Source organism: Pseudofrankia sp. EUN1h, from assembly GCF_001854645.1.
Taxonomy (GTDB): Bacteria; Actinomycetota; Actinomycetes; order Frankiales; family Frankiaceae; genus Pseudofrankia; species Pseudofrankia saprophytica.
The window spans coordinates 1-7911 of sequence record NZ_MBLN01000094.1 but is presented as its reverse complement, the minus strand read 5'-3'; the positions used below and the strand labels follow the sequence as shown (position 1 = coordinate 7911).

The following is a 7911-nucleotide window of genomic DNA, read 5'->3' as shown; positions in this document are numbered from 1 at the left end:
CCGAAGCGCCGGAGGGCCCGGGAGTGCCGAAGTGCCGGAAAGCCGGGAGTGCCGGAAGGCCGGGCGCGCGCCCTTTGCGCGACAGGGCACCAAGGGGTCGGCTCGGATGAACCGGGATAGATGGATGCGACTGGGGTGCCACGGTCCGGGGACGGATGGATCGGCCCGGACACCTCAGTCGCGTCCTCAACCTACCTGCTCGATAGCTGATAGTCACTGATCGATTACAGGCAGTTTCCAGACTACACCCTGAGGTCGGAGGTTGCCGGACGACACACTGTTTGGTCGCCATATCGCCACCGAAGCGCCCATCCGCACCAATCTCGTCCCGGCTGGTCACCCTCGGCCGTCGCCTGGGCGGGCCTGGGGTTCGCGTGACGTGCCGCATATGTCGACCTACTTGGCTGGCATAACCGTGAACCTGCGTGGCCGGCGTCACCGGCGTCACCGCGAAACCGTGACCCATTTGGTCAGCGGGAGTCCTGTGGTGGCAGGGGTCAGGGCGGTCGACGGGGAGCCTTGCGGGCGACGTGCTCTTTATCACGGGCGGTGCATAGCGGCAAGATCTGGACACTTCTGGACGTCCCACCCGGAGGTCCATGGTTCGTCAACGCTGTGGTGATGACACCCACAGAGTGATCCCCAGCTTTCCGGCTTAGTCTTTGCCCTCATGAGCGACGCGCCGATTGGGGTGTTCGACAGCGGCGTAGGCGGTCTGACGGTGGCCAGGGCCATCCTCGACCAGCTGCCGCATGAGCCGCTCCTGTACTTCGGCGACACTGCGCACGCCCCGTACGGGCCGCGGCCGATTGCCGACATCCGGCGGCTCGCGCTCGGCGCGATGGACACGCTCGTCGCCGAGGGCGTGAAACTCCTGGTGATCGCGTGCAATACGGCCAGCGCGGCCTGCCTGCGCGACGCGCGAGAGCGCTACGACGTGCCGGTGGTGGAGGTCGTGCTGCCGGCCGCCAAGCGTGCGGTGGCGGCCACCCGCACCGGCCGGGTCGGGGTGATCGGCACCGTCGCGACCATCACCAGTCGTGCCTATGACGACGCCGTCGCCGCGGCGGCGGGCGTGACGCTCACGAGCGTGGCCTGCCCGGCGTTCGTCGACTTCGTCGAACGCGGCACGACGACCGGCCGGCAGCTACTTGGCCTTACCGAGGCGTACCTGGCCCCGTTGCAGGAAGCTGACGTCGACACCCTAATCCTCGGATGTACCCATTATCCGTTGCTGACCGGGGTTATCAGCCTGGTGATGGGGGAAGGGGTGACGCTGGTGAGCAGTGCTGAGGAGACCGCGAAGGACACCTACCGGGTGCTGGCCCAGGGTGGGCTGTTCCGTGATCCTGATCTGCCCCCACCCGTCCACCGGTTCCTCGCCACCGGCGACCCGCGATCCTTCAACCGGGTCGGCCGCAGGTTCCTCGGCCCCGAGCTCGCCACCGTCCTACCTGCGTATCCGGCTGGTAACTCTCCGGTCGTGACGGTTGGGGGGGTCCCCGTTCCGCAGGCCAGCGAGGTCAGCACCGCTGGCGCGCGAGCCCCCTTGCCCCCGAGCATGGCGGGGAGCGCGGCGGAACGGGACGGGAGCGGCGACATGACGACGACGGTCCTGGCGACGGCGGAGGCGGTGCGCCGGTGAAACTGACGATTCTCGGCTGCTCCGGGACCTATCCGGGCCCAACCTCCGCGTGTTCCTCCTACCTGGTCGAGTCCGACGGTTTCCGCCTCGTTGTCGACGCGGGCAACGGGTCGCTCGGTGAGCTCCAGCGGCACTGCGACCTGCGTGACGTCGATGCTGTCCTGCTCAGTCACCTGCACGGCGACCACTGTCTCGACCTGGTCGTACAGAGCTATGCGCGTCGCTACCACCCGCAGGGCATGCCGCCCAAGCTGCCGGTCTATGGGCCGATCAACACCCGGGAGCGGCTGTGCGGCGCCTTCGAGCGCTGGCCCGACGACTCGCTGGCCGACATCTACRACTTCCAGACGATCGGCCCGGGCCGGGTGCACATCGGCCCCTTCCTCGTCGACCTGGCCCGCGTCGCCCACCCCGTGGAGGCCTACGGCGTGCGGATCAGCGCGGACGACAAGGTGCTGACCTACTCGGGCGACACCGGCCCGTGCGAGAAGCTCGTCCGGCTCGCCAAGGACAGCGACCTGTTCCTGTGCGAGGCCGCGTTCCTCGACCATGAGGACAACCCACCCGACCTGCACCTGACCGGCCGCGAGGCCGGCCTGCACGCCGAGGCCGCCGGCGTGGGTCAGCTGGTCGTCACCCACCTGGTCCCCTGGGGCGACGCCGCCCGCAGCGAGGCGGAGGCCACCGCCGCCTACAGCGGCAGGACCAGCGTGGCCGCTCCCGGCGCCACCTACGAGATCTGACGACGCGACCCCCGACGGCGGCCGCTCGGCGGCGGTGGCCGTCCGGTGGAAGGGGCCGTCCGGCGACGGTGGCCGTCCGGTGGAAGGGGCGAATCGCCGTCCTGGTCCGCCGTGGCGGGGACGTGCCGATGCGCGCCGAGTCCCCGGCTAGGTCCCGGCTAGCCAGTCCGTGGGGAAGGCCTGGATAAGGTCCGGGTCGTGACCAGACATGACGGCAGGGCCGCCGACCAGCTCCGGCACGTGACGATCACCCGCGGCTGGCAGGAGCACGCGGAGGGGTCCGCCCTGATCTCGGCGGGCAGGACGCGGGTGCTGTGCGCCGCCTCGGTGACCGAGGGGGTGCCGCGCTGGCGCAAGGGCAGCGGCCTGGGCTGGGTGACGGCCGAGTACGCGATGCTGCCGCGGGCGACGAACACCCGCAACGACCGGGAGTCGGTCCGCGGCAAGATCGGCGGGCGCACCCACGAGATCTCGCGCCTCATCGGCCGCAGCCTGCGCGCCTGCATCGACCTCAAGCAGCTGGGCGAGAACACGATCGCGATCGACTGCGACGTGCTGCTCGCCGACGGTGGTACCCGCACCGCCGCGATCACCGGCTCCTATGTCGCCCTCGTCGACGCCTGCCGCTGGCTCGGCCGGTCGAAGGCGATCATCGACGGGGTGAGCGCGGTCAGCGTGGGCGTCGTCGCCGGCGTGCCCATGCTCGATCTCGCCTATGTCGAGGACTCGGCCGCCGACACGGACATGAACGTCGTCCGCACCCACGGCGGCGCGTTCGTCGAGGTCCAGGGCACCGCTGAGGGCGCACCGTTCGACCGGGCCGCCCTCGACGCCCTGCTCGACCTCGCCGTCGCCGGCTGCGCCGAGCTCGCGCAGCTGCAGAACGACGCGCTGGCGGGCCCCCTCCCCGCTGGACCGCCGCCGCGCACCGGGGGCCGCGGGGACAGCCGGTGAGCGAGAACTCCGGGACCGGCTCCCGGACCTCCCAGATCACGACCTCCCAGATCGGCTCCGCCGATCCGGCAGGGACCCCGTCCGCAAGCTCCGTCGATCCGGCAGGAACCCCGGATCCGGCGGGAACTCCGGCCGAGGGCGCGCCCGCCGCCCGGGACGCGTCAGGCGTGTCGGGGGTGTCGGGGGTGTCGGCGCGGATCGTCCTTGCCAGCCGCAACGACGCCAAGCTCGCCGAGCTGAGCCGGATCCTCGCGGCGAGCGAGGTGCCCGTCGAGCTGGTGCCGCTGCCGCCGGGTCCGGAGGTCCCCGAGACCGGTCGGACGTTCGCCGAGAACGCGTTGATCAAGGCCAGGGACGCCGTGGCGACGACGGGCCTGCCGGCCATCGCCGACGACTCGGGACTCACCGTCGACGAGCTGAACGGCATGCCCGGCGTCCGCTCCGCCCGCTGGGCGGGCAGCCCGCCGGGCACGGGCCGGGTCGCGCGTGACGCGGCGAACAACGCGCTGCTGCTCGCCCAGCTCGACGACGTCCCGGCGCAACGGCGCGGTGCCGCGTTCGTCTGCGCCGCCGCGTTCGTGAGTCCCGACGGCCGCGAGCACGTCGTCCACGGCGAGTTGCGCGGCCAGCTGCTCACCGCCGGACGTGGCGAGAACGGCTTCGGCTACGACCCGCTGTTCGTTCCCGACGGCGAGACCCGAGCCAGCGCCGAGCTCACCGCGACCGAGAAGGACGCGATCAGCCATCGTGGCCAGGCCTTCCGCGCCCTCGCCGCGGCTTTGCCGTCGCTTCTCGGTTTCTAGGCGCCCGCCGGCCGGGGAAGCCATTCGGTGGCGCTCAGGTGCCATCGGGCAAAAGGCGGYGACATGTCGAATGGTAGGCGGGTGGTAACATTGTGCGACGAAATGGACCTCGACGTCACGGGTCGGCGTTGTTGCCATCGTGCGACCACCTGTCGCCGGGCTGACTGGTCGGGTAGTGGAAAGGTGCGGTAGAACTGGTGACCGCCGAGAAGATCAAGGTCATTTTTGGCGCGGACGACACCAACGAGTGCGTGACGATGGTGACGGACTATCTCCGGGCGAACTTCGAGACGAGGCTCGTCGACTCGACGAGCTGGCCGGAGCTTTCCGAGGCCGTGGCCAGGGGTGTCGCTGCCGGCGAGTACCGCTTCGGCGTCCTGATGTGCTGGACGGGCACGGGCACCGCCATCGCGGCGAACAAGGTCCCGGGGGTGCGTGCGGCGCAGGCCTGGGAGCCCTGGATCGCGAAGAACGCCCGCCTCTGGAACGACGCCAACGTCCTCACGATGAGCCTCCGGAGAACCGCGCCGGATGTCGCCGTCGACTGTCTGAAGGCCTTCTTCGCCGTCGAGGGCCCAGACCCCGAAGAGGTCCCTCAGATAGACAAGATCCGCGACCGGTAACCGTCCCCGCGCCCCCGCGCGTTCGGCGATGCCCACGCGCGGCCGGGGTTAGGGCAGGTCCGTGGTCGCCAGGCGGGTGCGCAGGGCGGTGAGCGACTCCTCGGGGACACCGGCGTGCAGTGCCCAGGCGTCGGCGCTGCCCCAGAGGGAGTCGACGCCGTCGAGGAAGCCGGCCATCACCTCGGCGCGGACGCGGAGCTGGTCGGCCTCCGACCTCGTCTGGATACCGCGCTGGTAGGACGGCAGCTGGGACAGCCGGGTCTCGATCAGGTGAATGCGCTCGTTGGTGGCGACGTAGTCGGCGATGATCGCGTCACGTTCCACGCCGGCGATGGTGAGGACGAGGGCGGCAAGCACGCCGGTGCGGTCCTTGCCCGCGGCGCAGTGGAACAACGTCGGGCCGCTGGTCGCGTCGCAGATGAGGCGAACCGCGGTGGCGACCGACTCGCCGGCCAGGCGCACGTAGTCGAGGTAGTGCGCGACACGGTCGTCGCTGGTGCGGGTGCGCACGAGCGCGTCGTAGGCGGGGTCGTCCGGCATCACCCAGCGCGTGGTGAGGAACGACAGGTTGTGGTACCTGACCGGCTCGAACTCGAGCAGGCCGCGGCCCTCACGCGCCGCCTCCTCGACCGCGCGCAGGTCGAGGACCGTGCCCAGGCCGAACTCGTCACGCAGCCGGGCGACGCCGACGGCGGTCAGGTGTTGAAGGGTGTCGCTGCGTAGCAGGACGCCGTAGCGGGTCTGGCCGCCATCCACGGTGGGCAGCCCACCCAGATCGCGGACATTGTCGCAGCCATCGAGCTCGTACCAGCGATCCACTCGTTCGATGCTAGCCGTCCGCCCGGCGCCCGGCGCCCGGATTGCGCCACCCTCGTGACCCCGTTCGCCGGGATGCCCACTGGCCTTTCCCCGGCAGCCGGCTGGTCTTTTCCCGGCGGGTCGTTCCCGTCGTGTCAGGCGATCTCGGCCTGCTCGGCGAGGTCGGCGCGGTGCGTCTCGGCCGGCAGGTGACGGGGCGGGGGCGGCCAGGCGGGCGTGCGCCGGTCATCCGGTGGCAGGCCCGCGAGGGCGGCGGCGTCCGCTCCGGCGCCGCGGCCGGCGCCGAGCCCGGCCGGCCCGGTGGCGGCGATCGGGCGGGCGGGCACGCCCGCGACGACGAGGTCGGGCAGGACGTCGTCGACGACGACGGCGCCGGCGCCGACGACGGCGCCGGGACCCACGCGGCGCATCCGCACGATGGTCGCCTGGCTGCCGATCCACGCGCGGGCGCCGATCTCGACCTCGCCGGAGACGCGGGCGCCGGGGGCGAGCGTCGCGTAGTCACGCAGCCGGCAGTCGTGCGCGACGCTCGCCCCGACGTCGAGCAGCACGTGCCGACCGGTCGCGACGTTCGTCGTGATGCTGGCGAGCGCGCAGACCACCGTGCCGGGGCCGAGCTTCACGTCGCCGCCGATGGTGGCCCGCGGATGTACGAGCGTCGCGGGCCGACGGCCCAGCGCGCTTGCATAGCGGTCGATCCGGGCGCGGGCGCCCGGGGAGGCCACACCGATGAGGTAGTCGACGTCGAGGCCCGCCAGCAGATCCAGCCCGCCGAGCAGGCACACGCCGCGCCGGGCGAGCAGGTCCTCGTCGGTCCGACGTCGCCGCCGCCCGTCTCCTCGGCCGGTGAGCGCGAGCGGTTCGTCGGGTGTCAGCCGCTCGTCGGGTGCCGGCCGCTCGTCGAGCGACGGCCGCTCGTCGGGCGAGGCCCGGGCGCCGTCGAGGAGACGGCCGCGCGGCTCCTCGGCCAGGAAACCCACGAGCTGGTAGGTGGCCTGGTCGGATGTGGCGGCGTTGACGGCTTCGACCACGTCGAGGAGCTCGCGGCCGTAACCGCCGGTTCCCACGATGACTAGTTGCCGACGGTGGCGGCTTGTTGGCACGAGGTGACCGTAGAACGCCTCGCTAGCGAGTTCAACGAGGCGCCGCGGCAGCGCCGACCCCGGCCGCGCCGCAGCGATCGTCACTACTCGTGCCGTGTCGACTCTCATCGGTGATCGCAGATCGGAAGAGAGGCAAGCATACTACGGATGGCACCTGTCCGACTCCGAAGGGTGATGAAGCGATGAAGGTCGTGGTGACCGGCGGAGCCGGGTTTCTTGGATCCCATCTGACCAGGGCGCTGCTGTCGGCCGGCTGCGAGGTGATCGTCGTCGACGACCTGAGCACCGGAGCCGTGTCCAACCTCTCCGGGCTGCCGGTGAAGCTCATCGTCGGCAGCGTCACGGACCGGGCCATCCTCGAGGAGGCGGCCGCCGGCGCGGACAGCATCGTCCACCTGGCCGCCAGGCCGTCCGTCGAACGCTCGCTGCTCGACCCGCTGGCCAGCCACGACGTGAACGTCACCGGCACGCTCACCGTGCTCGACGTCGCCCAGCGGGCCGAGGCGCACGTCATCGTCACCTCGTCGGGGTCGGTCTACGGCGACGCCGGGCCGATGCCCTGCCGGGAGGACGGTCCCGTCGCCCCGCGCAGCCCGTACGCCGCGAGCAAGCTCGCCGCGGAGGCCTACGCGCTCGGTTACCAGGCGAGCTTCGGGCTGCCGGTGCTGGTGGCGCGGCTGTTCACCGTCTTCGGCCCGTTCCAGGCGGTCGGGCACGCCTACTCCGCGGTCATCCCGTCGTTCATCGACGCGGCGCTGTCCGGCCGTCCGCTGACGGTGTTCGGCGACGGGCGCCAGACCCGCGACGTCGGCTACGTCGAGCCGATCGCGGCGATGCTCGCCGACGCGACCACCCGCCGGCTCGCCCACCCGCGGCCGGTGAACCTCGCGTTCGGCAACCGGGTGGACCTGCTCACGATGGTCGCCCGGCTGGAGGAGATCGTCGGCCGCAAGCTGCCGGTCGCCTTCGGGCCGGGCCGGGCCGGCGACGTCCGCGACCTGCAGGCCGACATCGCGACCGTCCGGACGCTGTTCCCACACGCGACCAGCGTCGATCTCGCGACCGCGCTCGACGCCACCGTCGCCTGGTACGCCGCCCGCGGCGGTCATCGCGTCGCCCCGCAGGCCCCCCCGCCCGTCCGCGGCAGGGCCTGACCTCGCCCGCCCCCGCGGCCCCCGCCGCCCCCGGCGGCACGGGCCCCGCCCGCAGCCGTGGGGTTAG

Annotated in this window: 8 protein-coding genes; 6 read left to right on the top strand and 2 right to left on the bottom strand. The window is 71.9% G+C overall.

Annotation, left to right across the window (positions count from 1 at the left end; all coding sequences use genetic code 11):
- Positions 1-670: 670 nt before the first annotated feature.
- The 5 genes from murI (at position 671) to BCD49_RS35865 (ending at position 4768) form a co-directional block, all read left to right on the top strand.
- Positions 671-1645, top strand: coding sequence for a glutamate racemase (gene murI / locus BCD49_RS35885; RefSeq protein ID WP_007515242.1), 975 nt, complete (start codon positions 671-673; stop codon positions 1643-1645).
- The gene (locus tag BCD49_RS35880) at positions 1642-2388 is read left to right on the top strand and encodes an MBL fold metallo-hydrolase (protein WP_071042403.1); all 747 of its coding nucleotides are present in this window, start codon (positions 1642-1644) and stop codon (positions 2386-2388) included. Before murI ends, BCD49_RS35880 begins: the two co-directional genes overlap by 4 nt.
- A gap of 198 nt (positions 2389-2586) precedes the next feature.
- On the top strand, positions 2587-3342 hold the full coding sequence (rph, locus tag BCD49_RS35875) for a ribonuclease PH (RefSeq protein ID WP_007515244.1): 756 nt from the start codon (positions 2587-2589) through the stop codon (positions 3340-3342).
- A 167-nt stretch (positions 3343-3509) separates the two neighbouring features.
- Entirely contained in the window at positions 3510-4145 is a 636-nt protein-coding gene (rdgB, locus tag BCD49_RS35870) for an RdgB/HAM1 family non-canonical purine NTP pyrophosphatase (protein WP_425343358.1), read from the top strand.
- A gap of 257 nt (positions 4146-4402) precedes the next feature.
- A complete protein-coding gene (locus BCD49_RS35865; RefSeq protein ID WP_083401900.1) occupies positions 4403-4768 on the top strand; it encodes an RpiB/LacA/LacB family sugar-phosphate isomerase in 366 nt (121 codons plus the stop codon).
- Positions 4769-4816: 48 nt separating this feature from the next.
- Here the strand turns inward: BCD49_RS35865 and BCD49_RS35860 are convergent, their stop codons facing one another.
- Together BCD49_RS35860 and BCD49_RS35855 are read right to left on the bottom strand one after the other, a co-directional pair.
- Positions 4817-5587 (bottom strand): tyrosine-protein phosphatase, encoded by a 771-nt coding sequence (locus BCD49_RS35860; protein ID WP_027141195.1) that lies wholly within the window; start codon positions 5585-5587, stop codon positions 4817-4819.
- A gap of 134 nt (positions 5588-5721) precedes the next feature.
- Positions 5722-6654 (bottom strand): UDP-glucose 4-epimerase, encoded by a 933-nt coding sequence (locus BCD49_RS35855; protein ID WP_241832465.1) that lies wholly within the window; start codon positions 6652-6654, stop codon positions 5722-5724.
- A 218-nt stretch (positions 6655-6872) separates the two neighbouring features.
- Here BCD49_RS35855 and BCD49_RS35850 point away from each other — a divergent pair, with 218 nt between their 5' ends.
- Positions 6873-7844 carry an NAD-dependent epimerase/dehydratase family protein gene (locus BCD49_RS35850; RefSeq protein ID WP_007520425.1) on the top strand — a complete coding sequence of 324 codons (972 nt, stop codon included), beginning with the start codon at positions 6873-6875 and terminating at the stop codon, positions 7842-7844.
- The last annotated feature ends 67 nt before the right edge of the window (positions 7845-7911 follow it).

What these genes read in the sequence shown, in the direction of transcription:
- BCD49_RS35865 (WP_083401900.1), top strand. Translation starts at nt 4,403, where the DNA reads ATGGTGACGGACTATCTCCGGGCGAACTTCGAGACGAGGCTCGTCGAC.
- murI (WP_007515242.1), top strand. Translation starts at nt 671, where the DNA reads ATGAGCGACGCGCCGATTGGGGTGTTCGACAGCGGCGTAGGCGGTCTG.
- BCD49_RS35850 (WP_007520425.1), top strand. Translation starts at nt 6,873, where the DNA reads ATGAAGGTCGTGGTGACCGGCGGAGCCGGGTTTCTTGGATCCCATCTG.